This is a genomic window from Nonomuraea sp. NPDC052116, assembly GCF_040680035.1.
In the GTDB taxonomy this organism is placed as follows: Bacteria; Actinomycetota; Actinomycetes; order Streptosporangiales; family Streptosporangiaceae; genus Nonomuraea; species Nonomuraea angiospora_A.
Genome location: NZ_JBFAWA010000012.1, coordinates 15,237 through 39,539 on the forward strand (window position 1 = coordinate 15,237; position 24,303 = coordinate 39,539).

The 24,303-nt window shown below is 71.4% G+C and carries 24 protein-coding genes; 14 read left to right on the top strand and 10 right to left on the bottom strand.

Annotation, left to right across the window (positions count from 1 at the left end):
- The first annotated feature begins 30 nt into the window (after positions 1–30).
- On the top strand, positions 31–558 hold the full coding sequence (locus AB0L65_RS23790) for a carboxymuconolactone decarboxylase family protein (RefSeq protein WP_364248856.1): 528 nt from the start codon (positions 31–33) through the stop codon (positions 556–558).
- Here the strand turns inward: AB0L65_RS23790 and AB0L65_RS23795 are convergent.
- The 6 genes from AB0L65_RS23795 to AB0L65_RS23820 form a co-directional block, all read right to left on the bottom strand.
- The gene (locus AB0L65_RS23795) at positions 551–1,627 is read right to left on the bottom strand and encodes a serine hydrolase domain-containing protein (RefSeq protein WP_364248858.1); all 1,077 of its coding nucleotides are present in this window, start codon (positions 1,625–1,627) and stop codon (positions 551–553) included. The genes AB0L65_RS23790 and AB0L65_RS23795 overlap by 8 nt on opposite strands.
- A gap of 130 nt (positions 1,628–1,757) precedes the next feature.
- The gene (locus AB0L65_RS23800; RefSeq protein ID WP_364248860.1) at positions 1,758–3,464 is read right to left on the bottom strand and encodes a CBM35 domain-containing protein; all 1,707 of its coding nucleotides are present in this window, start codon (positions 3,462–3,464) and stop codon (positions 1,758–1,760) included.
- Complete coding sequence (locus AB0L65_RS23805; RefSeq protein ID WP_364248862.1) at positions 3,461–4,735, bottom strand: ABC transporter substrate-binding protein; 1,275 nt, start codon at positions 4,733–4,735, stop codon at positions 3,461–3,463. Before AB0L65_RS23805 ends, AB0L65_RS23800 begins: the two co-directional genes overlap by 4 nt.
- A 30-nt stretch (positions 4,736–4,765) precedes the next feature.
- Positions 4,766–5,632, bottom strand: coding sequence for a carbohydrate ABC transporter permease (locus tag AB0L65_RS23810; RefSeq protein ID WP_364248864.1), 867 nt, complete (start codon positions 5,630–5,632; stop codon positions 4,766–4,768).
- Positions 5,629–6,567, bottom strand: coding sequence for a sugar ABC transporter permease (locus AB0L65_RS23815; RefSeq protein ID WP_364248866.1), 939 nt, complete (start codon positions 6,565–6,567; stop codon positions 5,629–5,631). The genes AB0L65_RS23810 and AB0L65_RS23815 overlap by 4 nt, the downstream gene beginning before the upstream one ends.
- On the bottom strand, positions 6,564–7,826 hold the full coding sequence (locus tag AB0L65_RS23820) for a glycoside hydrolase family 125 protein (RefSeq protein ID WP_364248868.1): 1,263 nt from the start codon (positions 7,824–7,826) through the stop codon (positions 6,564–6,566). Before AB0L65_RS23820 ends, AB0L65_RS23815 begins: the two co-directional genes overlap by 4 nt.
- Before the next feature lie 134 nt (positions 7,827–7,960).
- Here AB0L65_RS23820 and AB0L65_RS23825 point away from each other — a divergent pair, with 134 nt between their 5' ends.
- From AB0L65_RS23825 to AB0L65_RS23835, 3 genes are read left to right on the top strand one after another with little or no spacing between them, the layout of a single operon-like run.
- Complete coding sequence (locus tag AB0L65_RS23825; protein ID WP_364248870.1) at positions 7,961–9,061, top strand: substrate-binding domain-containing protein; 1,101 nt, start codon at positions 7,961–7,963, stop codon at positions 9,059–9,061.
- 23 nt (positions 9,062–9,084) lie between these two features.
- Positions 9,085–10,170, top strand: a complete 1,086-nt coding sequence (locus AB0L65_RS23830) for a glycoside hydrolase family 76 protein (protein WP_364249285.1) — start codon at positions 9,085–9,087, stop codon at positions 10,168–10,170.
- A 51-nt stretch (positions 10,171–10,221) separates the two neighbouring features.
- Complete coding sequence (locus AB0L65_RS23835) at positions 10,222–11,433, top strand: FAD-dependent monooxygenase (protein ID WP_364248872.1); 1,212 nt, start codon at positions 10,222–10,224, stop codon at positions 11,431–11,433.
- A gap of 371 nt (positions 11,434–11,804) precedes the next feature.
- On the opposite strand, the gene AB0L65_RS23840 is transcribed toward AB0L65_RS23835, so the two are convergent.
- Positions 11,805–12,179 (bottom strand): DoxX family protein, encoded by a 375-nt coding sequence (locus AB0L65_RS23840; RefSeq protein ID WP_364248874.1) that lies wholly within the window; start codon positions 12,177–12,179, stop codon positions 11,805–11,807.
- Positions 12,180–12,255: 76 nt separating this feature from the next.
- Complete coding sequence (locus AB0L65_RS23845; RefSeq protein WP_364248876.1) at positions 12,256–13,125, bottom strand: RNA polymerase sigma-70 factor; 870 nt, start codon at positions 13,123–13,125, stop codon at positions 12,256–12,258.
- 115 nt (positions 13,126–13,240) lie between these two features.
- On the opposite strand from AB0L65_RS23845, the gene AB0L65_RS23850 reads away from it, so the two are divergent.
- From AB0L65_RS23850 to boxB, 4 genes are all read left to right on the top strand, one after another.
- The gene (locus AB0L65_RS23850) at positions 13,241–14,443 is read left to right on the top strand and encodes an alginate lyase family protein (protein ID WP_364248878.1); all 1,203 of its coding nucleotides are present in this window, start codon (positions 13,241–13,243) and stop codon (positions 14,441–14,443) included.
- 139 nt (positions 14,444–14,582) lie between these two features.
- Positions 14,583–15,440: a 3-hydroxyacyl-CoA dehydrogenase family protein gene (locus AB0L65_RS23855; protein ID WP_364248880.1), complete on the top strand. Its 858-nt coding sequence runs from the start codon at positions 14,583–14,585 to the stop codon at positions 15,438–15,440.
- Complete coding sequence (locus AB0L65_RS23860; RefSeq protein ID WP_364248882.1) at positions 15,437–15,562, top strand: hypothetical protein; 126 nt, start codon at positions 15,437–15,439, stop codon at positions 15,560–15,562. Before AB0L65_RS23855 ends, AB0L65_RS23860 begins: the two co-directional genes overlap by 4 nt.
- 27 nt (positions 15,563–15,589) lie before the next feature.
- Positions 15,590–17,068, top strand: coding sequence for a benzoyl-CoA 2,3-epoxidase subunit BoxB (gene boxB / locus AB0L65_RS23865; protein WP_364248884.1), 1,479 nt, complete (start codon positions 15,590–15,592; stop codon positions 17,066–17,068).
- On the opposite strand, the gene AB0L65_RS23870 is transcribed toward boxB, so the two are convergent.
- Positions 17,065–17,913, bottom strand: a complete 849-nt coding sequence (locus AB0L65_RS23870; RefSeq protein WP_350738214.1) for a PaaX family transcriptional regulator C-terminal domain-containing protein — start codon at positions 17,911–17,913, stop codon at positions 17,065–17,067. The two genes, boxB and AB0L65_RS23870, sit on opposite strands and share 4 nt — an antisense overlap.
- A 160-nt stretch (positions 17,914–18,073) precedes the next feature.
- On the opposite strand from AB0L65_RS23870, the gene boxC reads away from it, so the two are divergent.
- Genes boxC through AB0L65_RS23900 form a run of 6 tightly spaced genes read left to right on the top strand, consistent with a single transcriptional unit; the run spans position 18,074 to position 23,750 of the window.
- Positions 18,074–19,723, top strand: coding sequence for a 2,3-epoxybenzoyl-CoA dihydrolase (gene boxC, locus AB0L65_RS23875; RefSeq protein WP_364248886.1), 1,650 nt, complete (start codon positions 18,074–18,076; stop codon positions 19,721–19,723).
- Positions 19,724–19,727: 4 nt separating this feature from the next.
- Positions 19,728–21,041, top strand: a complete 1,314-nt coding sequence (locus AB0L65_RS23880) for an AMP-binding protein (protein ID WP_364248888.1) — start codon at positions 19,728–19,730, stop codon at positions 21,039–21,041.
- Positions 21,038–22,009, top strand: coding sequence for an NAD(P)/FAD-dependent oxidoreductase (locus AB0L65_RS23885; RefSeq protein WP_364248890.1), 972 nt, complete (start codon positions 21,038–21,040; stop codon positions 22,007–22,009). Before AB0L65_RS23880 ends, AB0L65_RS23885 begins: the two co-directional genes overlap by 4 nt.
- 14 nt (positions 22,010–22,023) lie before the next feature.
- Entirely contained in the window at positions 22,024–22,353 is a 330-nt protein-coding gene (fdxA, locus tag AB0L65_RS23890) for a ferredoxin (RefSeq protein ID WP_364248892.1), read from the top strand.
- A 5-nt stretch (positions 22,354–22,358) separates the two neighbouring features.
- Complete coding sequence (locus AB0L65_RS23895; protein ID WP_363964806.1) at positions 22,359–23,219, top strand: amidohydrolase family protein; 861 nt, start codon at positions 22,359–22,361, stop codon at positions 23,217–23,219.
- A gap of 3 nt (positions 23,220–23,222) precedes the next feature.
- A complete protein-coding gene (locus AB0L65_RS23900) occupies positions 23,223–23,750 on the top strand; it encodes a gamma carbonic anhydrase family protein (RefSeq protein WP_364248894.1) in 528 nt (175 codons plus the stop codon).
- 12 nt (positions 23,751–23,762) lie between these two features.
- Here the strand turns inward: AB0L65_RS23900 and AB0L65_RS23905 are convergent, their stop codons facing one another.
- Complete coding sequence (locus AB0L65_RS23905; RefSeq protein ID WP_364248896.1) at positions 23,763–24,302, bottom strand: enoyl-CoA hydratase/isomerase family protein; 540 nt, start codon at positions 24,300–24,302, stop codon at positions 23,763–23,765.
- Position 24,303: the final 1 nt, after the last annotated feature.

The following is a 24,303-nucleotide window of genomic DNA, read 5'->3' on the forward strand; positions in this document are numbered from 1 at the left end:
ACGACTACACGTGACCCGAGGAGAGATCACATGCGACGGCTCGCCGCGCTCGACCCCGCCGAAGCCCCGGAGAAGTCCCGGGAGTTGCTGAACGACATCATCGGCCGCACAGGCTCGGCCGGTGAGATGATCTCCACCATGGCGCACTCGCCGGCGATGCTCCAGGGCTACCTGGACCTGTCGCGGGCCATGAAGCGCAGCAAGCTGCCCCGCGCCCTCAGCGAGAAGATCTCGCTCGCCCTCCAGGAGTGGATCGGCTGCGGGCTCTGCCTCGACGCGCACACGGCGGGCGCCCGGGCGGCGGGGCTGAGCGAGACGGACATCGCCCTCGCCCGCCAGGGCACCTCCACCGACGCCCGGGAGGCGGCGCTCATCGCGGTCGCCACCCGCGTGCTGGCCGAACCGTCGTCGCTGACGGACGAGGACGTGGCCGAGTTGAGGGCTCATGGCTGGAGCGAGCGGATCATCGCGGAGATCCCCGGCCTGGTCGCCCTCAACCTGCTCACCGGCTCCTTCAACCTGCTGGCCGGACTGCAGCCGGCCGAGAAGGCTACGTGAGCGGGCAGAAGCGGGTCTCGAAGAGCGTGCCGAAGGTCGTGAGGAAGTCGTTCCAGTCGCCGTTCAGGTTGGCGACCAGCGTGTGGGCGCCCTCGCGGTCGCCCATCGCGTACGTCACCGAGCCCTGGATGAAGCCGCCCCCGCCCCAGAGCGTGACCCCGCACGGGAGCTTCTGGGAGTAGACGCCGAGGCCGTACCTGGTGTTCGGGACCCAGTCCGCGCCCTCCGTCGAGACGGTGGTGAACATCTCCTTCTGCTGCGCGGGCGCGAGCAGGCGGCCGCGCAGCAGGGCCCGCAGGAACCGCTGCAGGTCGGAGGTGGTCGAGACCATCCCGCCGGCGGCCCCGGCCCAGCTCAGGTCCGCGTGCGTCACGTCATGGACCTCCGCGGGCCCGCCGGCCTCGTCGAACTTCGAATAGTGCCGGGCGTGCGGGTCGCGGATCATGTTGTCGGCGCCGGGCAGGTACGTGCCCGTCAGGTGCAGCGGGCCGACGATGCGGCGGTCGATCTCGTCGGCGATGGTCGAACCCGTCGCCCGCTCGACGATCATTCCCGCCAGGTTGTAGTTGACCTTGGAGTAGATGAAGCGCTTGCCGGGCTCCTCGGGGCGCGGGGTCTCCTGGCCGGGGACGGCGTCGGGGAGCCCGCTGGTGTGGTTGAGCAGCTGCCTGATCGTGATCTTGGTGCCGTCCCCGCCGAGGTGCTCCTCCACCACGCCGGGCAGCCACTTCGCCACCGTGTCGGCCAGGCTCAGCTTGCCGTCGGCCGCCACCTGCAGGACCACCGTGCCCACGAACGCCTTGGTGAAGCTGCCGATGCGGAAGTGCTCGCCCGGCCGGCGGTGGCGTCCGGTCTCCAGGTCGGCCACCCCCGCCGTCCCGAACCACGGTGCCGCGTCGCCGTCCCTGAGCTCGGCGACGATGCCGGGACCGCCGCCGTCGGCCACGGCCTGGTCGAGCGCGCGCTGGAGCTTGGCGTGGCCCCGGTCGGCCGCGGCGGCGGGGATCGTCATCATGGTGGCCGTCGCGGTCAGGGCGGCGACGAGCAGGCCGGTACGGAGCATGGACATGGAGCCTCCATGGAGGTCGGAAAGGGCGTGGTCATCCACCGGGCAGAGGCGCCGGCGATGACAAGCAACGCTAGTTGACTAATCCGGCGTAGTCAACATGGGTTGCTTGGACCCTCTCCGACCCCCGGGCTCACGAAGGGCCGCTGACGTAGCGGAGGGTCAGCTCGTCGAGGTTGAGCCAGTTCGCGCTGCCCTTGGACGCGTTGAAGATGACGGAGACGGTGTTGGCCCCTTCCTGGAGCGCGACGTTCGGCACGGTCACCGTGTTCCACGTGCTCCACGAGCCCGTGGAGGGGAACCGGAGGGCGTCCACGGCTCCGGCGCCGTTGACGAAGACGTGGCGGACGGCGTCGCCCGCGGCGGCCGCGTAGCGGAAGGCGAGCTCGTACGTGCCGGCCCGGCTGACGTCGGGCCGCAGGTCCACCCACTGGCCGTCGGCGTTCCAGCCGGCCACGTAACCGGTGCCGGTGAAGCCCGGGTTGGTGGACTCGGTGCCGACGCCGTGCAGGGTGCCCGACTCGGCCTGGAGCTGGGCGGAGACGTCGAGGCGGTCGAGGTTGAGGTAGTTGCCCGAGCCCAGCTCGACCCGGATGGTGTTGTGACCCCGGGCCAGCGTGACGCCGTTGAGCACGGTGGTGTTCCAGGTGCCCCAGCCGCCGGTGGACGGGAACGACTGGTCGGATTGGGCGCCGTTCACGATGATCCGGCGGGAGGCGTCCCCGGCGCCGGCGGCGTACCGGAAGCGCAGCTCGTGCGCCCCGGCGGAGGGCACGTTGACGTGGAAGGTCAGGGTCTGGCCGGAGGCGTTCCAGCCGGCGAGGTAGCCCCGGCCGCTGAAGCCGGGCTGGGTGCTCTCGGCGCCGATGCCCGACGACAGCGCGTTCTCGGCCTCGTACCGGCCGTTCTCCGGCTGGAGCCCGGTGTTGCCGTCATGCTGGACGAGCTGGAGCGCGCTGACGGCGGCGGCCGCGGTGATGCTCTGGAGGTACGTGGCGGGGGCGGGCGCGGACCAGTCGGGGCCGGCGAGGCCGTCGCCGGTGCGGCGGTGGCGCCAGGCCTGGGTGGCGTTGCGCTGGAGGAAGGGCAGGTACTGGGTCTGGCCGTGCTCGGTGACGAGGGTGTTGAGCGAGCGGAACAGCAGCGACTTGAAGCCCCCGGCGTCGTCGGAGCCCTCGTGCATCATGGTGCCGCCGTTGGTGAGGTAGGTCGTGGCCCAGTCCGCCGCCGCGCGGGCGTCGGTCAGGTAGGAGGCGGTGCCGGTCGCGGCGTACAGCTTGGTGGCGGTGATGACGGCCGGGGCGTTGGTGGCCACGTTCTTCTGGGTGTGCACGCTCCTGCGCCACCAGATGCCGCCGCCGAACGTGGCGTCCTGCTCGGCCCAGATCTGGTCGAACAAGGCACGCGACCGGTTCAGGTACGTCGCGTCACGCGTGATCTCGTACGCCCGCGCGCACGCCAGCGCCCACCAGCCCAGGTCGTCGTTGAAGTCGTTGGCGAAAGTGGGGTAGTAGGCGACGAAACCGGCGTACACGTCGTCGATCAGCTGCCGGTAGGCGGCGCCGCCGGTGCGCTGGTAGGCGTCCATCACCAGCTCCCACAGCTGGGCCTCCCACCAGAAGTCGGTGTACAGGCCGCCTTCCGGGCCGTGGGCGTGCTCGGCGTGGATCTGGTGGTCGCTGTTGGTGTAGAAGTACTTCTTCGCCGGGTCCCAGAAGGCGGAGACGAAGGCCGACATCGCCGCGTCGGCGTCGGCGGGCACAGTGGCGTGCGCGGGAGTGGGGGCGAGGGTGAGGGCCGCGGTCAGCACGAGGCCGGCGGCCGCCGCGCGCGCTCTCATTGGTTGTTCTCCGTCAGCACCCGGTCACCCTGCTCCTGGGCCTTGGCCAGGGCCTGCTGGGCGGTGGTCTTGCCCTCCATGAGGAGCTGGAGGTTGGGGATGAGGGACTCCTCCTCCATCGGCGCGTAGCCCGCGCAGGCGGGGCGGATCTTGGCGTACTGCAACGTGTCCAGGATCGGCTTCCAGAACGGGTCGCCCGAGAAGAAGGGATCCTGCGCCGCCTGCACGTTGCCGGGGATGTTCAGGCTCGTCCTGGCCCACAGCAGCGCGTTGTCCTTCTCGGCCGCCCACCACTTGGCGAACTCCCAGGCCGCGTCCTTGTGCTTGGCCGCCTGCGGGATCACCAGGCCGAAGCCGCCCATGAGGCTGGCGCTGCCGCCCTGCGGCCCGGTCGGCGGCGGCACGATGCCGAAGTCGAGGTCCTTGCCGTACTTCTGGTACGTGGTGATCTTCCAGGGACCCGTCAGGATCATGGAGACCTTGCCGGTCGCGAACGCGTCGGTGCCCTCGCCGAGCCCCTTCTCGAAGCCGCTCTGGTAGACGCCCGCCTTGATCAGGCGGCTCCACAGGTCGAGGACCTGCAGACCCTGCGGGCCGTTGAAGGTCGTGCGCGAGCAGTCGTCGCTGACCATCTGGCCGCCGGCCTGGCGCAGGTACATGCTGAACAGGCCGGTGTCGTCCATCGACAGGCCGGCGCGCACGAGCTTGCCGCCCTCGCGCCTGGTCAGCTTGACCGCCGCCTGCTCCAGCTCGGCCCAGGTGCGCGGCGGCTCGACCCCGGCCTCCTTCAGGTGGGCCTTGTTGTAGAACAGGGCCCGCGCGTCGACCGTGAGCGGCAGCCCGTACAGCTTGCCGCCGTGGGTGAGCTCGCGCAGCGCCTCGCCGTAGAAGCGCTCCCGCTCGATGCCGTCCTTCCTCAGCAGGTCGTCGATCGGGGTGAGGACGCCCTTCGGCGCGTAGCTCGCCGTCCGCCAGCGGTCCCAGAACATGACGTCGGGGGCCTGCCCGGAGGTCGAGGCGGTGAGGAACTTGGTGAGCATGTCCTCCTGGACGACGTACTCGACCTGGATCTTGGGGTGCGTCTTGTTGAAGGCGGCGGTCATGGTCTTGAACTGCTGTTCGCCCTCGCCCGACCAGTCGCCCCAGAACTTCAGCCGCACCACCCCTCCCGCGGAGGAGGAGGGGGCGTCGGACGAGGCGCAACCGGTCGTGATCGTCGAGAGTACGGCGAGGGCGGTGGCGGCCAGCCGCTTGACCAGGGTCGAGTGCATCGGCGGCGCGCTCCTTTCTGGGAGGGGGTGTCACTGGAGGCCGGAGCCGGTGAAGGCCAGGCCGCGAGTCAGGTAGCGCTGCCCGAAGGCGAACAGCAGCAGAGTGGGCAGCATGGCGACGATCGATCCGGCCATGAGCGGCCCGTAGTCGGTCTGCCGGTTGAAGGAGAAGGCGGCCAGGCTCATCTGGATCGTGCTCATGTCCGGGTCGTTGAGCACGATCAGCGGCCACAGGAAGCCGTTCCAGCCCGCCACGAAGGTGAAGACCGCCAGGGTGGCCAGGGCGGGACGGCACAGCGGCAGATAGATCCGCCAGAAGATGCGGAACTCGGGGCAGCCGTCGACGCGGGCAGCCTCGCCAAGTTCCCTGGGCAGCGCGAGGAAGAACTGCCGCATCATGAACACCGCGAAGGCCCCGACGGCCCCCGGCAGGATGACCGCCCAGTACGTGTTGAGCAGGCCGAAGCCGCCCTGGCCGGTGAGATCGTTGCCCCCGGCCAGCGGGAAGTTCTTGACGATGAGGAACGACGGCACCAGGGTCACCACGGACGGCACCATCATCGACGCGAGCAACAGCCGGAACAGCACCCGGCTGCCGCGGAACGGCAGCCGCGCGAACGCGTAGCCGGCCAGCGACCCGAGCAGCAGGTTGGTGGCGACGCCGGCCACGGCGAGCAGCAGCGAGTTGGCGAAGTGCCGGGCGAAGGGGACGGTGGTGAACGCCGCCCCGTAGTGCTCGAAGGTGATCGTGCCGGGCAGCCACGTGATGGGCAGGGAGATGATCTCGTCGTCCGGCTTGAGCGACGTGCTCAGCGACCACAGGAACGGCAGCAGCATGAACAGCCCGACGACGGTGAGCACGGCGTAGAACAGGGTGATTCTGATCGTCCGGATCATGTCTCGTCGCTCCGGTTGAGCCGCATGTTGAGCACGGTGACCGCCACGATGACGAGGAAGAGCGTGAACGCCTGCGCCGAGGCGTAGCCCATGTGCAGCCGGTTGAAGCCGGTCTCGTAGATCTGGTAGACGGGCGTCAGGGTCGAGTTGCCCGGACCGCCCTTGGTCATCACGTACGCCTGGTCGAAGAGCTGGAACGCGCCGATCAGCGACAGCGTCGTGACGAACATCGTCGTGGTGCGCAGCTGCGGCCACGTGATGTGGGCGAACGCCGCCCAGCGGCCCGCCCCGTCCAGGGCGGCGGCCTCGTACAGGTGGCCGGGGATGTTCTGCAGCCCGGCAAGGTAGATCAGCATGTTGGAGCCGACCCCCTGCCACAGGGTGACCAGCACGATGGAGAGCATGGCGGTGCTGCTGTCGCCCACCCACGCCGGGCCGGGGATGCCCAGGAAGCCGAGAATCTCGTTGACCGGCCCGTAGTGGCTGTTGAGCATCCAGGTCCACACGGTCGCGGCGGCCACGGGGGAGGTGACCACGGGGATGTAGTAGACGGTGCGGAAGACGCCCATCGCCGGGAGCCTGCTGTTGAGCGCCACCGCGAGCAGCAGCGAGACGGCGATCATCGCGGGCACGAACATCGCGCAGTAGAGCAGGATGTTCTTCAGCGTGAGGGCGAAGGTGGCGTCCTTCAGCAGCCTGGCGTAGTTCGCGAGGCCGGCCCACGTCGGCGGGGTCAGCACGTCGTACGAGGTGAAGCTGAGGCCGAGGGCGCCGATGACGGGCAGCACGGTGAAGACGAGGAACAGCACCATCGGCGGCGCGGCGAACAGCGCCCCGGCCCGCGCCTGGTGCCGGCTCAGCAGGGAGTCCCCGGGCCGGGCGCGGCCCGGGGATGCGCGGCCGGCCGCGGACCGGCCGGCGAGCGTCTGGGTCATGTCTGTGCCACCTCCATGGCGAACTGCGCGAACAGGCTGTTGGCCCAGCCGAACCAGGGGCGGGTGAAGACGCCGGGATCGTCGGGGTCGAAGCTCTCGTGGACGTATCCGGTGCCGGCCGTCGTGGCCGCGAGCACGGCCAGCAGCTCGTCCCGCTCCGCGGCGTCGGTGGACGTCAGGCCCTGCATGATCAGCGATAACGGCCAGACATGTCCGGACTTGGTGTGCGGGCTGCCCACGCCCCGCGCGTACCGGCCCTCGGCGTAGTGCGGGTTGCCGGGGCCGAGCACGAAGGCGCGCGTGTTGCGGTACGTCGGGTCGGACGCCGGCCGGTATCCCAGGTAGGGGATGGAGAGCAGGCTGGGGATGTTGGCGTCGTCCATCAGCAGGTGGTTGCCGAGGCCGTCGCTCTCGTAGGCGTAGATCTCGCCGTGGACGGGGTGGCGGACGACGGCGTGCCGCCGGATGCCTTCGTCGATCTCCTCGCGCAGTCGTACGGCGTCCTCGGCCAGGTGAGCGTCCGCGTAGATCTCCCGCGCGAACTTCGCCAACTGGCCCAGCACGACGACGGCGAACATGTTGGCCGGGACGAGGTAGCCGTACGTGCACGCGTCGTCGCTCGGCCGGAACGCGGAGCGGACCATGCCCGTGTACCCGCAGGCCGGGCCGCTCCCCTCGTTGACCAGCGTGTCGGTGGGCAGCCCCGGATCCGGCCGGACGAAGCGGTACGGCGAGCGCTCTGGCCGCTGCTCGGCGCGCATCGTGCCGACGACGGCGATCAGCATGCGGTACACGGACTCGTCGAACACCGAGACGTCGCCGGTCGCCTCCCAGTAGAGGTGCAGCAGCCGGATCGGATGGCACAGGGAGTCCAGCTCCCACTTGCGCTCCCAGACCCACGGCCCCGCGTGCGGCACGTCGTCGTGGTGACCCTGGCCGTCGGGGCTCTCGTTGAACGCGTTGGCGTACGGGTCGATCGCGACGTACCTGGCCTGCCGGTGGATCACTCCGCGCACCATGCGGCGGACCTCGTCGTCGGCGGTCGCGTGCCGCACGTACGGCTCGACCTGGGCCGCGGAATCGCGCAGCCACATCGCCGGGATGTCGCCGGTGAGCACGAACGTCGTCCCGTCCGGCAGCGGCCTGACCGTGCTCTCCAGCGTGTTGAGCAGGCACTGCCGGAACATCGCGGCGGCCTCGGGGCGACGCCGCGCGAGCCGGGGCTCGACCTTGTCGGCGAGGTCATGTACGGCTTTCACACGGTTCCCTTCGACGTCGCTTGAGGGAAACGTAAGAATCAAGTTGTCATAAGTCAATATGTCTAAAACATCGAGATATAAGATGATATATATCTAGATGGGTTGACATACCAACCGAATGGGCGAGGGGAAGAGTGGCTGAGAGAGGCCCGCTGCTGTACGAGCGGATCGTCGACTACCTGCTGGACGAGGTCAGGCGAGGCGCCCTGGCCCCGGGCGACCGCGTGCCCTCGGAGATGGAGCTGGCCGAGCGGTTCGAGGTCAGCCGCATCACCTCCAAGAAGGCGCTCGAACTCCTCCGGGAGGCCGGCGTCGTCCATCGGATCCGCGGCAAGGGCTCGTTCGTGGCCACGGACCTCCCCGACCTCGACCGGCTCACGCCCGCAGCGCGCCCCGCCGAGGGGGAGCGCGTCCCCGGGGCCATCGTGATGATCTATCCGGACGCGTCGGAGGCGTACGGGCTGGAGCTGCTGTGCGCGGTGGAGGAGCGCTGCGCCGAGCGGGGCATCCCCCTGGTGATCAAGCGCACCCGCGGCAGCCAGGAAGAGGAGGAGAAGGCGATCGAGTCGATGGTGGACTCGGGGCTGGCCGACGGCCTGATCGTGTTCCCCGTCCACGGCGAGTACTACAACGCCGGCCTGCTGCGGACCATCCTCGACGGCCACCCGCTGGTCCTCGTCGACCGCTACCTGGCCGGGATCCAGGTGTGCGCCGTGCACACGGACAACGCGGCCGCCGCCCGCGCGCTGACCGAGCGCCTGCTCGACCAGGGGCACCGGCACGTCGCCTTCGCCTCACCCCCGCCGGAGAACACCTCCAGCATCGAGGAGCGGCTGGAGGGCTTCCGCGCCGCCTGCGCCGCCCGCGGCCTGCCGCTCGACCGGCAACATCATCTGACCGAGCTGTCCAGCACCCTGCCCGGCGCCTTCACCCCGGAGAACGTGCGGGCCGACATCGAGCGGATCCGCGCCTTCCAGGCCCGCGAACCCCAGGTCACCGCGTTCGTGGTCTGCGAGTACAACCTGGCGCGGGTGCTGGACCGGGCGATCCACGGCCCGGTCATCGCGTGCTTCGACTCGCCGCTCGACCCCGTCGCCGGGCCTGCCTTCCTCCACGTACGGCAGGACCAGCGCGAGATGGGCAGGCGCGCGGTGGACCTGCTGCTCGCCCAGACGCGCGGCGAGCCCGTCCCCGCCCGCTCCATCGTGCCCTTCACCATCGTCGAACCCGTTTGATGAACGGAGAATCCTTGACCGACGTGTGGAACCACCGCGCCGACCTGGCCCAGCGCAGCATCGACCACTATTTCGCCGCCCCCGGGGAGCAGCTGTTCAACAACTGGCATCCGCTGGAGCCCGGTGACAACGACGTCTTCAACTACTGGTGGCTCGCCCACGCCGTCGACGTCCGGATCGACGCGTACCTGCGGACCTCGGACCCGGCACGTCTGGAGCAGGCCAGGCACATCCACGACGGGATCCTGCGGCGCAACGGGGGAGAGCTGTTCAACGACTACTTCGACGACATGCTCTGGCTCGCCCTGGCGACCCTGCGCCTGGCCGAGGCGACCGGGGAGAGCGAGCTGTACGGGGAGGCCGTCGAGCTCTGGGAGCACGTTCTCGACCAGGGCTGGAACGACCACGAGGGCGGCGGCATCGCGTGGCGCGTCTCCCAGCCGTACTACAAGAACACCCCCGCCAACGCCCCGTTCGTCATCCTCGCGGCGCGGCTGCACCGGCACACGGGCGAGCGGCGCTACCTGGAGCAGGCGCGGCGCGTCATGGACTGGCTGGAGCACACGCTCGTACGGCCGGACGGGTTCGTGCACGACGGCGTCAACCGCCAGGAGGACCACGCGGTCGACGAGGACTGGCGCTTCACGTACAACCAGGGTCTGTACGTCGGCGCGTGCGTCGAGCTCGCCCGCGCCCTTGGCCTCGGTCTTGGCCTCGGCCTCGGCGAGGAGCCTGACCTCTACCTCTCCCGCGCTGCCCGGACCGCGCGGACGGCCATCGCCGAGCTGGGTGTGGACGGCGTGTTCGCCGCCGAGGGGGAGGGCGGCGACGAGGGACTGTTCAAGGGCATCTATTACCGCTACGCCCGCGAGCTCGTCGAGGCCGCCGAGGTGCCCGAGGTCAGGGCCTTCGTGCTGGGCAGCACCGAACACCTGTGGCGGTCGTGCGGCCGTGACGGCCTCGTCCTCGCGAGCGAGCAGTGGGACCGCCCGCCCCGGGCGAAGGTCCCCCTGTCGGCCCAGCTCAGCGCGGCCATGGCCACGGAGGTGTGCGCCGCCCTGACGTCGCCGCGCGTCCATCCGCCCGGGCAGCCTGACCGCATCGCCTAGCATTACCCCGGGTTCGCGTCCGAGTCGGCTCGCCACTGAGGGGAGTGCGCCATGCAGGTCGTGGTCATCGGGGCGGGTCTGGGCGGCCTGTGCCTGGCTCAGGGACTCAAGGCGGCGGGCGTCGCCGTGACGGTCCACGAACGCGATCCCTCCGTCGGCCACCGGCCGCAGGGCTACCGCATTCACCTAGATTCCAGGGCCGCCCGCGCGCTGAGCGAGTGCCTGCCGCCGCGTCTCTACGAGCTCTTCACCGCCACGTCCGGGCAGCCGAGCAGGCGGGTCACGATCGTCGACGAGCACCTGCGCGAGCTGCATGCCGTCCGCTTCGGCGACGGCGCGTCCGGCGAGGCCCCGGAGACGTTCAACGCCGCGGTGGACCGGATGACGCTGCGCACGATCCTGCTCGCCGGGCTCGACGAGGTTCGCTTCGGTGCCGAGTTCGTCCGCTACGAGCAGGACGGCGGGCGGGTACGCGCCTTCTTCGCCGACGGCTCGACCGCTGCGGGCGATCTGCTGGTCGGCGCCGACGGCATCGGCTCGCGCGTACGCGGTCAGCGCCTGCCCCAGGCCCGGGTCAAGGACCTCGGGGTTCGCTGCCTCTACGGCCGGACGACCCTCGACGACCGGGTGGCGGAGCTGCTGCCGCCCGCGCTGGCAGAGGGCTTCATGTCGGTCAGGTCGGCCCGTGCCGGACTGGCGCTCGGCCTGGTACGGCCCCGCGAGAACCCCGCCGAGGCGGCGGCGCGACTCTGGCCCGGCCTGCGGCTGGACTGGGCCGGTGACTACGTGATGTGGGCGCTGGCCGTGCCCGCCGCGGCGCTCCCCGGCACCGACCGCGAGCTGGCCGACGCCGACGGCGCCCACTTGCACGAGCTGGCCGCCGGACACGTCGCCGGCTGGCACCCCGACCTCGTCGAGCTGGTCGCCTCCGCCCGGGCCGACCAGACCTTCTACGTCCCGGTCAGGAGCTCGGTCCCGCTCAAACCGTGGGGGCCGGACAACGTCACCCTGCTCGGCGACGCCGTACACGCGATGAGCCCCGCCCAGGGATCGGGGGCCAACTGCGCGCTCCTGGACGCCGCCCTCCTGTGCCGCGCCGTCGGCGCGGGCGGGCCGCTGGTCGAGGCGGTGGGTGGCTACGAGCGCAAGATGACCGAGCTCGGCTTCGCCGCCGTCCGCGCCTCCGAGCGGGCGGCGGCCGGTGGCGGGCTCCTGGCAAAAGTCCTGGCCCGGCTCGCGAGCCGCCGACCGAACCCGGAGTAGCGCGTCACGAAGACGGCGCGCCGCGGCCAGGGGTAGCCCGTCACGAGGCCGTCACGTCGCGGCCAGGAGCGGCCGTTCTGACGGGTGTCCGGAGCGCGCGGTCAACCGGTCGGCTGCTCCGCCGGCAGCGCGTCGTCAACCGGCCAGTTGCCTTGCCAACTGCTCTACCAGCTGCTCCACCAGCAGCAGCGCGCCGATCGCGATCATCGCGGCGCCGGAGACGCGGGTCGCCAAGCTCTACGACGGGCGGCTGGCCACCCTGCCCGGCGTCCAGCGGCTCAGCTCGACCCTCATCATGAAGAGCGTCGTCGAGAACCGGCCACTGCCCCTGTGAGCCTCCGGCCGGCTCGACGGTCGGACCCTCCGCGTGGTCACCCGAGCCCGTGGTAGGCCAGGTTCGCGGCCAGGGCTGCCACCGCCAGCGAGGAGAACACGGCCCAGGGGCCGAAGTGATAGTCGCGGGCCCGCAGGTGGGCGGCGAACGCCCCGAGGAAGTACAGCACCAGGCCGGCGGCGGCGAGCGTGCCCAGCGCCGGCACGGCGAACCCGGCCGGCAGCCCCAGCGCGCCCGCCCCCAGCAGCAGCCCCAACGGGAGCGTCCAGGACCGGGGGACGCGCATGATGTCCGCCTGGCGCTTCGGGTAGTCGTGGCCGATGAGGTTGGCGACGGCGGCCAAGCCGATGATCGCCGAGGCGAGGAGGGTGATGACGAGGTAGGCGGCGAACACGAAGGTCTCCTTCTCCATGAGGACGACGGCAGGTCGATCGCCTCACGGACGGGACAGCGCCCCGGGGAGTGACAACGTGCTCATGTGACATAGGTCATGCCGCCACGCCGGCGAGCTTCTCCGGGTTGCTGACCACGTGGACCGTCGTGATCGCCCCGTCCAGCAGGTGCAACGTGATCGCCAGCACCGGCGTGCGTCCCGAGCGGACGACGATCCCCGGGCCGCCGTTGACCTGGAGCACCTGAGCGTGCGAGTCGCCGGGCATGCGCCTGGAGAGGATGACGATCGCGCGGGCCACGTACTCGTGTCCGTGGACCGCCTTGCGGGGCGCGCCGGTGAGGCCGCCGCCGTCGCTCACCATCGTCACGTCCGGCGCCAGCACCTCCAGCAGGGCTTCCAGGTCGCCGCCGAGGCAGGCGGCCAGGAACCGCTCGGTGGCCTGCTGCCTGGTCGCCGGGTCGGCGTCGTAGCGGTGGCGCCGTTCCTCGACGGCCTTCCTGGCGCGGTGCGCGATCTGCCGCACCGCCGCGTGGTTGCGCCCGACGAAGTGCGCTATCTCGGCGTGGTTGTAGCCGAAGGCCTCGCTCAGCACGAACACCGCGCGCTCCGTCGGCGACAGGACCTCCAGCACGAGCAGCATCGCGGTGGACACCGAGTCGGAGAGCACCACGTCCTCGGCGACATCCGGGAGGGTGAGCATCGGCTCGGGCAGCCACGGCCCGACGTAGGACTCGCGCCGTACACGTGCGCTGCGCAGCCGGTCGATCGCCAGCCGGGTGGCCACCCGCACCAGATAGCCCTCGGCGTCCGCGACGGCGGCCACGTCGACGCGGCTCCAGCGCAGCCAGGTGTCCTGCACCACGTCCTCGGCCTCGGTGACGCTGCCCAGCACCCGGTACGCCACGGCGTGCAGCAGACCCCGGTGCTCGGTGAACTTCCGCTCGGCCTCAGGCATTCGCGTCATGAGAAGGGCTTACCAGGCGAGACCACAAGCGGGTCGCATCACTTGTCAAGGTCCGGTGTCAGGGCTACGATCACACCGACCTTTAGGAAACTTTCCTAAATAAGGAGTGGGGTCCGTGGTCCGTCCCCGTCGTCGCGGGATCCTGTCGTCGCTCGCCATCACCCTGGCGATCCCCCTGATCACCGCCGTCCTGTCCCCGCCCGCCGCCGTGGCCCGGACGGCGCCGGCCGCCTTCGCGCATCCCGGCGTGCTCGTCAGCAAGGCCCAGCTCGACTTCGTCCGCACCAAGGTCAACGCCGGGGCCCAGCCGTGGAAGGGCGCCTACGACCAGATGATCGCGAGTCCGCTCGCGTCCTTGTCGCGGACCCCGAAGCCGCGGGCCGTCGTGGAGTGCGGCCCGTACTCCAACCCCAACAACGGCTGCACGGACGAGCGCCAGGACGCGCTGGCCGCCTACACCGACGCGCTGGCCTGGTACATCTCGGGGGACAGCCGGTACGCGCAGAAGGCGATCCAGATCATGGACGCCTGGTCCGCCGTGATCACCGACCACACCAACAGCAACGCGCCGCTCCAGACCGGTTGGGCCGGATCGTCCTGGCCCAGGGCGGCCGAGATCATCCGCTACACCTACACCGGGTGGTCCGCCACGGGCGTCAGCCGCTTCACGACCATGCTCCGTGACGTCTACCTTCCCGAGATCATCAACGGCAGCGCCCGCACGAACGGCAACTGGGAGCTGACGATGATGGACGCGACGATCGGGATCGCGGTGTTCCTGCAGGACAAGGCCGCCTACGACAAGGCCGTGAGCACGTTCCGGGCCCGCGTGCCGGCCTACATCTACCTCACCACCGACGGCGCCTTCCCCAAGGGCCCGGCGGGCAGCGGCATCGACACCCGGGCCGAGGTCGTCGACTACTGGCAGGGCCAGGACACCTTCGTCGACGGGCTGTCCCAGGAGACGTGCCGCGACTTCACCCACACCGGGTACGGCCTGGCGTCGATCGCGCACATCGCCGAGACGGCCCGGATCCAGGGCCAGGACCTCTATCCCGAGATCGCCGACCGGCTGCGGCACGCGCTCGGCCTGCACGCCAAGTACCAGCTCGGTACGGCCGTGCCGGCGTGGCTGTGCGGCGGGAGCCTCACCCTGGGCCTCGGGCCGGTCACCGAGGTCGGCTTCAACGCCCTGCACAACCGCATGGGCATCGCGATGAGCAACACGCAGGCCCTCACCGAGCAGCAGCGCCCGGCGGGCACCAACAACCTCTTCGTCGCCTGGGAGACCCTCACCCACGCCGGCAATCCCAACTAGGTCAGACATAAATCTGCTACATAAGTCTTCCGCAGCTCCATAAAATTGTGGCAAGTTGAGTACCTGTGAGCGTGCGGGGCATGACCGCATCCAGCGCGTCCGCGCCCCGCGCCCAGGAGCTCGCCACAGGAGGACTGCGATGACCCAGACGTTGCCGGAGCGGTGCGGGGTGGTGGGCGGCGGGCGCATGGGCGCCGGCATCGCCCACGCACTGCTCCTCGCGGGCTGCCACGTCACGCTGGTGGAGCGCGACGGCGAGGCCGCGGCCGCCGCGCGGGACCGGGTGGCGCGGGCGGTCGAAGGCAGCGCGAAGCGCGGCCTGATCGAGGACGCCGGTGCGCCGATGGCCCGCCTCACCACGGTGACGGACCCCGCCGGGCTGGCCGCGGCCGGGCTGGTGATCGAGGCGGTGCCCGAGGACGTCGATCTCAAGCTCGTCACGCTGCGCACCGCCGAGGACGCGGTCGGGCCGGAGACCGTGATCGCCTCCAACACCAGCAGCATCTCGCTCGACACGCTCGCCCAGGCGCTCGCCCGCCCCGAGCGCTTCCTCGGGCTGCACTTCTTCAACCCCGTCCCGGCCAGCAGGCTCGTCGAGGTGGTCATCGCGACCGCCACCGACCCGGCCCTGCGGGAGCGGGCCGTGACGTGGGTCGAGGCCATCGGCAAGGTGGCCGTGGTCGTCCGCGACTCGCCCGGCTTCGCCAGCAGCAGGCTCGGCGTCGCCCTCGGGCTGGAGGCGATCCGCATGGTCGAGTCCGGCGTCGCCTCGGCCGAGGACATCGACGCCGCGATGACGCTCGGCTACGGACACCCGACCGGGCCGCTGCGCCTGACCGACCTCGTCGGCCTGGACGTCCGGCTGGGCATCGCCCGCTACCTCGAACGCGAGCTCGGCCCCCGCTTCGCCCCGCCCGATCTGCTCGTCCGGCTCGTCGAGCAGGGCCACCTGGGGCGCAAGAGCGGCAAGGGCTTCTACGACTGGAGCGAGTCGTGAGCACGCTGGAGTGCCGGGCCGGCGGCGGCGAGGAGGAGGGCGGCCTGCGCGCCGTCCACGCCCACCTCCAGCGCACCGCCTTCCAGGGCAGCCCGGCAACACTCGACTCAATCCTGAAGTAACGACAAACAAGCGTAGAGAGAGCAGCGATGAGCACCGACTCCCGTACCGGCGCCGCCCCCCTGCCCAGCGGCCCGCTCAGCCGCGTGGACTACAGCGAGCGCATCCCCAACAACGTCGACCTCGCGGGCGACCGCCGCCTGCAGCGGGCGCTGGAGGGCTGGCAGCCGAAGTTCCTGGACTGGTGGAAGCAGCTCGGCCCGGCCCTGCCGACCAAGGACGTCTACCTGCGCACGGCGGTGGCCGTCGGCCGCGACGGCTGGGCGCACTTCGACCACGTCCCCATGGAGGAGTACCGCTGGGGGATCTTCCTGGCCGAGCGCGACCCCGACCGCAAGGTCAACTTCGGCAAGCACAAGGGCGAGCCCGCCTGGCAGGAGGTGCCCGGCGAGCACCGGGCCGACCTGATGCGGCTCATCGTCGTGCAGGGCGACACGGAGCCCGCCAGCGTCGAGCAGCAGCGCGTCCTCGGCAACACCGCGCCCAGCATCTACGACCTGCGCAATCTCTTCCAGGTCAACGTGGAGGAGGGGCGTCACCTGTGGGCCATGGTCTACCTGCTGCACGCCTACTTCGGCAGGGAGGGCCGCGAGGAGGCCGAACAGCTGCTCAAGCGCAACTCCGGCGACCTGGACTCGCCGCGCATCCTGGGCGCGTTCAACGAGGAGACCACCGACTGGCTGCAGTTCTTCATGTTCACGTACTTCACCGACCGCGACGGCAAGTACCAGCTCGGCACGCTCAAGGAGTCGGCGTTCGACCCGCTGGCGCGCACGTGTGAGTTCATGCTCAAGGAGGAGGCCCACCACATGTTCGTGGGCACCACGGGCGTGCAGCGGGTGCTGGAGCGCACGGCCGAGCTGATGAAGGAGCACGGCACGGCCGACGTCCTGCCGTACGGCGGCATCCCGCTGGACATCATCCAGAAGTACCTGAACTTCCAGTTCTCGGTCTCGATGGACCTGTTCGGCTCCGAGCAGTCGACCAACGCCGGCAACTACTTCACCTCCGGGCTGAAGGGCCGCTGGATGGAGACCCGGCGCAAGGACGACCACGTGCTGCTGGAGGCCACCCGCGAGTTGCGCCACGTCGAGGACGGCCGGATCAAGGTCAGGACGGTGCCGATGCTCAGCGCACTCAACCTCGACCTGCGCGACGAGTACGTGGCCGACTGCGCCAACGGCGTGCGCCGCTGGAACCAGGCGCTGGAGGACGCCGGCCTGGACGAGCGCCTGTACCTGCCGCACGAGGGCTTCAACCGCAAGGTCGGCGTCTACGCCGGCCACCACGTGACCCCGCACGGCGAGGTCCTCGACGAGGCCGCCTGGCAGGCCCGCGCCCACGGGTGGCTGCCCACCCCCGAGGACCGCGAGCAGGTCGCCGCCCTCATGGTCCCCGAGTACGAGTACGGCAAGTTCGCCGGCTGGATCGCCCCGCCCAAGACCGGCATCAACGACCAGCCGGTGGAGTTCGACTACGTGCACCTGGCCGACGAAGGACTCCTCTAGTGCCGGGCGGCGGCCTCTTCGTCCATGAGGTCCCATTCGGCCTGCGCGCGCCGGTGCCAGCGGTTGTGCAGGTCGTGGAAGACGGCCGCCGCCCGGGGCCCCGGCCAGGCGTGGTCGAGCAGCTCGGCCGGCAGGTCGGGGTCGAGGAACGGGAAGCGGCGCCACTCCTGGATGAGCAGCACCTGGTTGACGAACGCCTCCCGGCCGGAGGCGACCGCGCGGCCCTCGAACTGCTCGATGAAGCTCACGTAGCGCTTCTCCACGTCGTCGAGGTCCCACGCGGCCGAGATCAGCTTGGCGGTGTCGCCGATGCCCGCCGACGGCCCGGTCCAGGCGTAGGCCCGGTCGGTCAGGTCCAGCTCGCGGATGACCTCGCGTACCGCGGCCTCCTTGGAGGCGTCGGGGATCACCCAGAGCGCGGGGGAGGGGGAGCCGAGCCCGAGCCAGGTCAGCTTGGTGCGCAGCCGGTGCCGGAGCTGGCGCTGGGTCTCGGGCACGCCGGCGGTGAGCACGAGCCAGCGGCCGTCCCACTGGTGGGGGGCGCGCATGAAGCCGTAGATGCGCTCGGTGCCCTCGCGCAGCAGCCGGTCGCCGGCCTCGGTCAGCCTCCAGCGCACCTTGCGGCCGTGCCGCTCGGACTCCAGCAGCTCCTCGGCGGCGGTGCGGGCCAGGGCCTGGCGCGCGGACTTCTCCTCCACGCCGAGCGCGCCGAGCGCGGCCACCAGCGTGCCCGTCCACACCTCGCCCCCGCGCGGCAGGACGAACTCGCCCAGGACCGTCAGCAGCGTCGACCGCGCGCTGGCGGACGCCTTCTCGCGCGGGCGCTCCGCGGACTCGGCCGGCACGGTTGCCCTCCCGTCGTTCGACACGCTCGTGACGCGCATTCTGCCAGGTCGGGCACCCTCGCGGATGCGCATCCAGGCAGAAGCACTACAATCACTTGACGCTACTCATTATAGACGTCGAATATTAGGACCAAGGTCCCACGCCCTCCCGGAGCACGCATTGACTGTCACCTTCGCGACCTCCCCAGACCGCTACCGCCACTGGACTCTCGCGGTGGACGGGGCGGTGGCCACCGTCACGCTGCGCGTGGACGAGCACGGCGGTCTCGTCCCCGGCTACGAGCTGAAGATGAACTCCTACGACCTCGGCGTCGACATCGAGCTGTACGACGTCGTCCAGCGCCTGCGCTTCGAGCACCCCGAGGTCAGGGCGGTCGTGCTCACCGGCGGCCTGGACCGGATGTTCTGCGCCGGAGCCAACATCCGGATGCTGGCGCAGTCCACGCACGCGTGGAAGGTCAACTTCTGCAAGTTCACCAACGAGACCCGCAACGGCATCGAGGACGCCACCGAGCACTCCGGCCAGACCTGGATCGCCGCGCTCAACGGCACCGCCGCCGGCGGCGGCTACGAGCTCGCGCTGGCCTGCGACCAGATCGTCCTGGTCGACGACGGCTCCTCGGCCGTCTCCCTGCCCGAGGTGCCGCTGCTCGGCGTGCTGCCGGGCACCGGCGGCCTGACCCGCGTGGTGGACAAGCGGCACGTGCGCAAGGACCGGGCCGACCTGTTCGCGACCAAGTCCGAGGGCTTCCGGGGCCGCACGGCCATGGAGTGGGGCCTGGTGGACGCCGCCGTGCCGCGCCACTCGTTCGAGGAGGAGGTGACCAGGCGGACGGACGCGGCGGTGGCGGCCTCCGCCCGGCCCTCGGACGCCACGGGCGTGGCCCTGACGCCGCTCGACCGCAAGGACGACGGCGACGCCATCACGTACCCGTACGTGACCGCCCGGATCGACCGGGCCGGCCGCCGGGTCGAGATCACCGTGGACGGCCCCGGCGACGTCCCGCCCGCCGAGCCTGCGGAGCAGGGCGCCGGCTACTGGCCGCTCGCCGTGACCCGCGCGCTGGACGACCTGATCCTGCACCTGCGCACCAACGAGCCCGAGCTCGGCATCTGGGTGCTGCGCGCGGCCGGCGACCCCGACCGGGTGCTGGCCTACGACGCCCAGCTCCGCGAGCAGGCCGGGCACTGGTTCGTCAACGAGGTGCGCCACTACTACAAACGCACGCTCAAACGCCTCGACGTCACCAGCCGCAGCCTCATCGCCGTCATCGAGCCGGGCACGGCCTTCGCGGGCCTGCTGGCCGAGCTGGCCCTGGCCGCCGACCGGCAGTACATGCTGGAGGGCGTCTACGAGGACCGCGACGAGGCCGCCGTCCCCGCCACCCTCGTCCTCACCCCGTCCAACGACGGCCTCCTCCCGATGGGCAACGGCCTGTCCCGCCTGCGCTCCCGCTTCTGGGGCAACGACCAGGACCTGGAGGCCGCCCGCGCCCGGTTCGGCGAGCCGCTGGAGGCGGCCGCCGCGATGGAGCTCGGCCTGGTCACCCTCGCCCTGGACGACATCGACTTCGAGGACGAGCTGCGCATCGTGCTGGAGGAACGCGCCTCGCTCTCGCCCGACGCGCTGACCGGCATGGAGGCCAACCACCGCTTCGCCGGCCCGGAGACGCTGGAGACGAAGATCTTCGGCCGCCTCACCGCCTGGCAGAACTGGATCTTCGTCCGGCCCAACGCCTCCGGCCCCGACGGCGCGCTGCGCCGCTACGGCACCGGCCGCAAGGGCGACTACGACCCCAAGAGGGTCTGAGACCATGACCATGTTCAACGCCGGGGACTGGCTCGTCCACCGCCACGTCCGCGAGGGGCGCGGGGACCGGGTGGCGGTCCGGGGCGGCGTCACGCTCACGTACGCGCAGCTGTCGGACCTCGTCGCGACCGCCACCGCCGCCCTGCGGGCACTCGGCCTGCGGCGCGACGACCGCGTGGTCTTCGTCACCAGCGACGGCGTCCCCATGTTCGCGGGGATCCTGGCGGCCTTCTGCGGCGGGTTCGTGGCCGTGCCGGTCTCGACCATGCTCGGAGCCAAGGAGCTCGGCGCGATCATCGCCGACTCCGGCGCGGCCGTCGTCGTCGCCGGCGCCGAGTACGCCCCCCAGGTCCAGGAGGCGCTCAGCTTGGCGCCCGAGGTGCGGCACGTGGTGTGGGAGGGCGACCCGCCGCCCGGGAGCACGTCCCTGACGTGGGAGGAACTGCTCCGCGCGGGCGGGGGAGAGCGGCGCGAGCCCGCCCCCACGCTGGAGCCGCGCCGCCCCGCTCCCGCCGTGACCGCCGAACGGATGGCCGCCGACCGCCCGACCCTGTTCTTCGCCGTCCCCACCTTCTACGCCGCGCTGCTGGCCGCCGACCTGCCCGCCGGCACGTTCGCCTCCGTACGGCTGGGCGCCTCGGCCGGGGAGGCGCTGCCCGCGCCGCTCCAGGAGCGGTTCACCGGCCGCTTCGGCGTCGAGATCATCGACGGCATCGGCTCCACCGAGGCGCTGCACATCTTCCTGTCCAACCGGCCCGGCGACGTGCGCCCCGGCACCACCGGCCGTCCCGTGCCCGGGTACGACATCGAGCTGCGCGACCCCGACGGCCGGCTGGTCGCCGACGGCGAGCCGGGCGCGCTGCACGTGCGCGGCGAGTCCATCGCCCTGGGCTACTGGCGGCGCACCGACGCCAGCCGCGCCGTGTTCGCGGGTCGGTGGCTCAACACCGGCGACACCTACACCCGCTCTCCCGAGGGCTACTACACCTGCCTGGGCCGCAGCAACGACCTGCTCAAGGCCGGCGGCATCTGGGTCTCGCCCGCCGAGGTCGAGAGCCGGCTGCTGGAGCACCCGGCGGTCCTGGAGGCGGCCGTGGTGGGCGTGGCCGACGAGCACGGGCTGGACAAACCGGTCGCCTGCGTCGTCGCCCAGGGGCAGGTCACCGCCGAGGAGCTCGTCCAGTGGTGCCGCGACGGCCTGGCCGCCTTCAAACGGCCCCGCCGGGTGGTCTTCCTCGACCGGCTGCCCAAGACCGCGACCGGCAAGATCCAGCGCTTCCGGGTGCGCGAGCTCCTCGCCGAGGAGGCCCGCGCGTGAACGTCGACGTGCTGATCATCGGCGCCGGTCCCGTGGGCCTGTACGGCGCCTACTACGCCGGGGTCCGCGGCCTGCGCACGGCGGTGGTCGACTCGCTCGGCCAGGTCGGCGGCCAGGTGAGCGCCATGTACCCGGAGAAGGCGATCTACGACATCGCCGGGTTCCCGGCCGTCTCCGGCCGCCGCCTCATCGCCAATCTGGTCGAGCAGGCCGCCCCGTACGAACCGGCGTACGTGCTCGGGGAGGAGGCCCAGAGGCTCGAACGCGCCCCGAGCGGCCGGCTCGTGGTCAAGACCGGCGCGGGCGCCGAGATCACCGCCGGGGCCGTCATCGTGACCGGCGGCATCGGCACCTTCACACCCCGCCCGCTCCCGGCCGGGGAGGAGTTCCTCGGCCGGGGTCTGGCGTACTTCGTGCCCGAGTCCGCGGACTACGCGGGCCGGGACGTCGTCATCGTCGGCGGCGGCGACAGCGCCGTGGACTGGGCCCTCATGCTCCACCCCGTCGCGCGCAGCGTCACGCTGGTGCACCGCCGCGCTGCCTTCCGCGCCCACCACGGCTCCGTGGAACGGCTCACCGCGTCGCCGGTCGAGGTCGTCGTCAACGCCCAGGTCACCGCCGCCCTCGGCGGCGACCGGCTGGAACGCGTCGAGCTCAGCACCGGCCGGGCCCTCCCGTGCCAGCGGCTGGTCGCCGCCCTCGGCTTCACCGCCAACCTCGGCCCGCTGCGCGAATGGGGCCTCGACCTGCACGACAACCGCCACCTGGTCGTCGACTCCGCGATGCGCACCAACGTGCCCGGCATCTTCACCGCCGGCGACATCGCCGACTACGACGGCAAGGTCCGGCTGATCGCGGTCGGCTTCGGCGAGGTGGCCACGGCCGTCAACAACGCCGCCGTGCACCTCGACCCCGCCGCCCAGCTCTTCCCGGGGCACTCCACCGACAACCCCGCCCCGGGTCCGTAACCAGGAGATTCACCATGCCGTACGTCATCGCCGAACCCTGCATCGACGTCATGGACAAGTCGTGCGTCGAGGAGTGCCCGGTCGACTGCATCTACGAGGGGGACCGCAAGCTCTACATCAACCCCAAGGAGTGCATCGACTGCGGTGCCTGCGAACCCGTCTGCCCCGTCGAGGCGATCAGCCAGGACCGGCGGGTCGCCGACGAGCACGCCGCGTTCGTCGAGGACAACCGCCGCTTCTTCATCGAGGTGCTGGACGGGCGCGACGCGCCGCTCGGCGCGCCCGGCGGTTCCGGCAGAACGGGCCGGATCGGGGTGGACACCCCCATGGTCGCGGGCAGGTAAGGAGCATGATCGACGGCATCCCCCTCATCGACGCGCACGTCCACGTGCCGCTGCTCGGCACCCTCAAGCCCGCCTGGCTGCGCTGGGCCCGCGACTTCGGCGAGCACGGCGTGCTGGAGGACGTCTGGGACTCCGCGGGCAGGCCGCGCCCGGACCGCCTGGACGAGCTCTTCGCCGCCCAGGGAGTGGACGTCGCGCTGCTGTTCTGCGAGTACAGCCCCAAGGCGACCGGCACGCAGGCGTTCGAGGACCTGCTGCCGATCGTCGAGCACAACCCGGTCCGCTTCCGCCCGGTCGCCAACGTCAACCCGCACCTGCACTTCCCGCTCGCCGACGAGCTGCGCCGCCAGCTCGACCTCGGCGCCGCCGCGCTCAAGCTGCACCCCGTGCACGGCGGGTTCCGCTGCGACGACGCCGCCCTCTACCCCGCCTACCACGTGCTGGAGGAGCGCGGCGTCCCGCTCGTCGTCCACTGCGGCACCAGCTCCTTCCCGGGCGCGGCCAACGAGAACGCCGACCCGGGCTTCCTCATCCCGGTCATCCGCGACTTCCCCGGCCTCAACGTCGTGCTCGCGCACGGCGGACGCGGCTGGTGGTACGACGCCGCCGCCTTCCTCGCCCTGTCCCACGACACCGTGTGGCTGGAGCTGTCCGGCCTGCCGCCCAAGCGGCTGCCCGAGTACTACGCCAAGTACGACCTCACGCGGCTCGGCCGCAAATGGATCTTCGGCACCGACTGGCCCGGCGTCCCCGGCACCGCCGCCAACGCCCGGGCCGTCGCGGGACTCCTGCCCGACGAGGTGGCCAGGGCCGTGCTCGCCGGGAACGCGACGAAGGTGTACGCCGGCCTGCGCACGGGGGAGTGACCGATGCCCGTCTACGCCCTCGGCGACCAGGTGCCCCGGATCCACCCGGACGCCTACGTCCACCCCGACGCCGTCGTCATCGGCAGCGTCGTCATCGGCGCCGAGTCGTCGGTCTGGCCGTCCGCCGTGCTGCGCGCCGACTTCGGCCGCATCGAGATCGGCGAGCGCACCTCCATCCAGGACGGCACGATCCTGCACACCACCGAGCAGTGGCCCACCGTGATCGGCAGCGACTGCGTCGTCGGGCACAACGCCCACCTCGAAGGCTGCACGGTCGAGGACCGCTGCCTCATCGGCTCCGGCTCGGTGGTGCTCAACCGCGCCGTGGTGCGTACGGGCTCGGTGGTGGGCGCCCAGGCCCTCGTACCCGAGGGGCTGGAGGTGCCGCCCGGCCACATGGCGCTCGGCGTGCCCGCCCGCCCCAGGCCGATGGAAGGGGCCGCGCAGAGCGAGTGGATCGGCTTCGGCGTGGACGAGTATCGCGCCAACGCCAAGCGCTACCGCCACGAGCTGCGCCGGCTCGACCCCTGACCTGCTCCCACGTCAGCGGCGCCGCTCCAGGAACGCGGTCATGCGCTCGAGCAGGATCTCCTTGGCCAGCGGCTCGCCGACCAGCTCGCGCAGCCGCCAGCAGGCCCCGGCGGCGGCCATGATGCCGAGCCCCGCCTCCGGGTTGCCGAAGCGGGCCCGCGGGGTGGCGAGGCGGAAGTCGCAGGCGTAGGCCAGCTCGGCGCCGCCGCCCAGGGCGGGGCCGTCGACGGCGGCGATCGTGGGCATCGGCAGCCGGGCGATCCGGTCGAACAGGCCGCTGTTGATGCCCGCCAGCGCGTCCTCGCGGCGGCGCTCGCGCAGCTCGCGGATGTCCGCGCCGGCGGCGAAGATCCCGTCGGAGCCGGTGAGCACGAGGATGCGCGGCCGCCGCTCCAGCTCGGCGCAGACCGCGTGCAGGTCCGTCACCATCGCCGCGTCGATCGCGTTGCGCACCTGCGGCCGGTCCAGCCGGACCAGCATCCGGTCGGGCCCGTCCTCGATCTTCACGGTGTCGTTCAGCGGCAGCACCGCGACCTCTTTCCTCGTCGTCATG

Excerpts from the sequence above, each read along its gene's own strand:
- AB0L65_RS23790 (WP_364248856.1), top strand. The coding sequence starts at position 31 with ATGCGACGGCTCGCCGCGCTCGACCCCGCCGAAGCCCCGGAGAAGTCC.
- AB0L65_RS23795 (WP_364248858.1), bottom strand. The coding sequence starts at position 1,627 with ATGTCCATGCTCCGTACCGGCCTGCTCGTCGCCGCCCTGACCGCGACG.
- AB0L65_RS23800 (WP_364248860.1), bottom strand. The coding sequence starts at position 3,464 with ATGAGAGCGCGCGCGGCGGCCGCCGGCCTCGTGCTGACCGCGGCCCTC.
- AB0L65_RS23805 (WP_364248862.1), bottom strand. The coding sequence starts at position 4,735 with ATGCACTCGACCCTGGTCAAGCGGCTGGCCGCCACCGCCCTCGCCGTA.
- AB0L65_RS23810 (WP_364248864.1), bottom strand. The coding sequence starts at position 5,632 with ATGATCCGGACGATCAGAATCACCCTGTTCTACGCCGTGCTCACCGTC.
- AB0L65_RS23815 (WP_364248866.1), bottom strand. The coding sequence starts at position 6,567 with ATGACCCAGACGCTCGCCGGCCGGTCCGCGGCCGGCCGCGCATCCCCG.
- AB0L65_RS23835 (WP_364248872.1), top strand. The coding sequence starts at position 10,222 with ATGCAGGTCGTGGTCATCGGGGCGGGTCTGGGCGGCCTGTGCCTGGCT.
- AB0L65_RS23840 (WP_364248874.1), bottom strand. The coding sequence starts at position 12,179 with ATGGAGAAGGAGACCTTCGTGTTCGCCGCCTACCTCGTCATCACCCTC.
- AB0L65_RS23845 (WP_364248876.1), bottom strand. The coding sequence starts at position 13,125 with ATGACGCGAATGCCTGAGGCCGAGCGGAAGTTCACCGAGCACCGGGGT.
- AB0L65_RS23855 (WP_364248880.1), top strand. The coding sequence starts at position 14,583 with ATGACCCAGACGTTGCCGGAGCGGTGCGGGGTGGTGGGCGGCGGGCGC.
- boxB (WP_364248884.1), top strand. The coding sequence starts at position 15,590 with ATGAGCACCGACTCCCGTACCGGCGCCGCCCCCCTGCCCAGCGGCCCG.
- AB0L65_RS23880 (WP_364248888.1), top strand. The coding sequence starts at position 19,728 with ATGACCATGTTCAACGCCGGGGACTGGCTCGTCCACCGCCACGTCCGC.
- fdxA (WP_364248892.1), top strand. The coding sequence starts at position 22,024 with ATGCCGTACGTCATCGCCGAACCCTGCATCGACGTCATGGACAAGTCG.
- AB0L65_RS23895 (WP_363964806.1), top strand. The coding sequence starts at position 22,359 with ATGATCGACGGCATCCCCCTCATCGACGCGCACGTCCACGTGCCGCTG.
- AB0L65_RS23900 (WP_364248894.1), top strand. The coding sequence starts at position 23,223 with ATGCCCGTCTACGCCCTCGGCGACCAGGTGCCCCGGATCCACCCGGAC.
- AB0L65_RS23905 (WP_364248896.1), bottom strand. The coding sequence starts at position 24,302 with ATGACGACGAGGAAAGAGGTCGCGGTGCTGCCGCTGAACGACACCGTG.